Origin of the sequence: Mesorhizobium sp. M7A.F.Ca.CA.004.12.1.1, from assembly GCF_003997835.1 — a bacterium.
In the GTDB taxonomy this organism is placed as follows: Bacteria; Pseudomonadota; Alphaproteobacteria; order Rhizobiales; family Rhizobiaceae; genus Mesorhizobium.
Genome location: NZ_RZRK01000892.1, coordinates 1 through 2,412 on the forward strand (window position 1 = coordinate 1; position 2,412 = coordinate 2,412).

Annotated in this window: 2 protein-coding genes and 1 pseudogene; all 3 read left to right on the forward strand. The window is 63.1% G+C overall.

The window, feature by feature from the left end:
- Positions 1 to 305: 305 nt before the first annotated feature.
- A complete protein-coding gene (locus tag EN984_RS31310) occupies positions 306 to 1,199 on the forward strand; it encodes an EAL domain-containing protein (RefSeq protein WP_127270427.1) in 894 nt (297 codons plus the stop codon).
- Positions 1,196 to 2,044 (forward strand): EAL domain-containing protein, encoded by an 849-nt coding sequence (locus EN984_RS31315; protein WP_127270428.1) that lies wholly within the window; start codon positions 1,196 to 1,198, stop codon positions 2,042 to 2,044. The genes EN984_RS31310 and EN984_RS31315 overlap by 4 nt, the downstream gene beginning before the upstream one ends.
- 292 nt (positions 2,045 to 2,336) lie before the next feature.
- Positions 2,337 to 2,412, forward strand: a pseudogene (locus EN984_RS39550) (glutathione S-transferase family protein); the annotation flags it as partial.

The following is a 2,412-nucleotide window of genomic DNA, read 5'->3' on the forward strand; positions in this document are numbered from 1 at the left end:
TGTCACGGCCGGCATTTTTCAGCTCGCGCGCTTTCTGCGTGACCGCGATGGTGGCGGAAGGCTTCACGCGGGAAAGGGTGTCGGCAAGAAAGGCCATGAGCTTGACGTCTCCATGGAAGATCGGCGCGGCCAGGAGCGACCGCGGCGCTTCTCATGTCGCATGATTTCGCGCAACGCAAGTATTGTCGGCTGATCCAGGTCTCAAGGAGCTGTGATCGGGACCCGGGGTCGGCAACAATAAATTCATTAACGAGCGGTAGAGGCTTGAGTGGCAGGATGGCAGACCAATTGCGGAGCGAGGAACCGTGTCGCGCAGCGTCGGGCTTGCCCACATCATCCGTCAGGACGACGGCACCTCCACCGGTGTCTGGGGTATCTACACGCTGCAAAGCGCCTTCCAGCCGATCTTCGCTTTCAAGGAAGGCAAGCTGTCGGTGGTCGCGTTCGAAGGGCTGATCCGGCCGTTCCGCGACGGCGAGCCGCAATCGCCGATGAATTTCTTCTCGACCTGCCCGGCCGCCGACCGGCTGCATATCGAGGCGCTGACCAGGACGCTGCATCTTCTCAACGCCGGTGCCTGCCTGCCGCGGGAAGCATCGATCTTCGTCAATTTCGACCCGTCAGTGTTCACCGAACGCGCCGTTGCCGACGCTGCCTTGCGCGAAATGCGGCTCGTGCTGCACGAGGCCGGCATCGACCCGCGTCGCGTCGTCTGCGAGGTGACCGAGCAGCGGTCGGCGTCGCAGGAAGCCTTGCATGGCTTCGTCGCGGCACTGAGGGCCAACGGTTTTCGCATCGCCGTCGACGATTATGGCGCGGACGATTCCGACATCAATCGGGTCAAGGAATTGAAGCCGGATATCGTCAAGTTCGATGCCTACTGGATCACGCAGCTGATGGAGTCCGGCGCCGGCTTCGCGTTGCTGACCACCATGGTGAAGAACTTCGAGGAGCAAGGTATCCATACGGTGTTCGAAGGCATCGAGGAGGGCTGGCAACTGGAGCTCGCCGAGAAATCGGGTGCGTCGATGGTGCAGGGTTTCGTGCTGGCGCGGCCCGAATTGGCGCCGACCAGCTTTGGCGTCTTCGACAAGGCCAGGCAGGCGCCTGTCGCTGCTGCCGTCGACACGTCGGCTCCTGCCGTGGGAACGCCTTCGGCGCGGCCGGTCAAGGCCTTCGGGCGCCGCGTGGCGACATGAGAGACGATCGGCGGCGCAATGTCGGCGATGCGATCCGGGTCGACGAAGTCGGCATCGAATACGGCATCCATGGCGAGTTCCGGCTGCGCAGCGCCTATCAGCCGATTTTCGCGCCGCGCGGCCGTTTCCTTCACGCGGTCGCGGCCGAAGCCCTGATCGAGCCGCACCGTGCCGGCCGCCCCGGCGCGCCGAAGGTGTTCTTTGAAAGCGTTGCCGTCTCGGACCGGCTGTTTGTGGAAACCATGTGCCGGGCGCTGCATCTCAGGAATTTCCGCAACATCGGCGTCGACGGGCTCGACCTGTTCTTCAACTACAACCCGTTGATCAACGACCATGCCGGGCGGGCATTGGCCGAGATTCGCCTGATGACCAGGCATCTCGGCGAGTTCGGCCTGGCGCCGGCCATGCTGGTCTGCGAAATCACCGAACAGGCGGCGGACGACGCGCTTCTCGTGCGGCTGGTGCGCGAGATGCGGCGCGACGGCATCCGCATCGCCATCGACGATTTCGGCACCGGGCACTCGACCGAGGAGCGGGTGAGCCTGCTCAAGCCCGACATCGTCAAGATCGACGGCACCTGGTTCGCGGAGTTCTGCCGCCACGCTGCCGCCGAACGGTTCTTCCGCCCGCTGGTTTCCAGCCTGCATGACCGCGGCGCCAAGGTGCTGGTCGAAGGCATCGAGCAGCCCACCCATCTGCGCGTCGCGCTCGAAGGCGGCGTCGACCTGCTGCAGGGTTTTCTCCTTGCCCGTCCGGCCTTGGCCGGCACGGTATTCGAGGAGAAACCGCTGGTCATCGATGCGCTGCTGGGCCGGGACAGCAAGGTCGTGCCCCTCTTTGGCTAGGGCATGTCGATATTCAGGTGATGCCGGCCTGCAAACGGCGGCTTCCTGCGCTTCCCTAGTTCTACTGCCACGCAGTAGAACTGAGCTCACGTACTTAAGTACGCTCCGCTCCGGTTCTCGGAACCCACCGTTTTCGGCTCGGCCTGACCTGAATCTCAACATGCCCTTCAACGGCCTCAGATTTTCGGCGATTCACATATCAGCGGCGCTGATCGTCGTACCAAAACAAATCATTGGTTGAGACCGCCGCCGCTGCGATAATCGCGCGGAGACAGTGCTCCGGGGAACAGCCATGATACTTTACGGCATGATCGACAGCGGCAATTGTTACAAGCCGCGCCTGCTGATGGCCAAGCTTGGCCTTGGCT

Coding starts and splice junctions, on each gene's coding strand:
- EN984_RS31315 (WP_127270428.1), top strand. CDS start 1,196: ATGAGAGACGATCGGCGGCGCAATGTCGGCGATGCGATCCGGGTCGAC.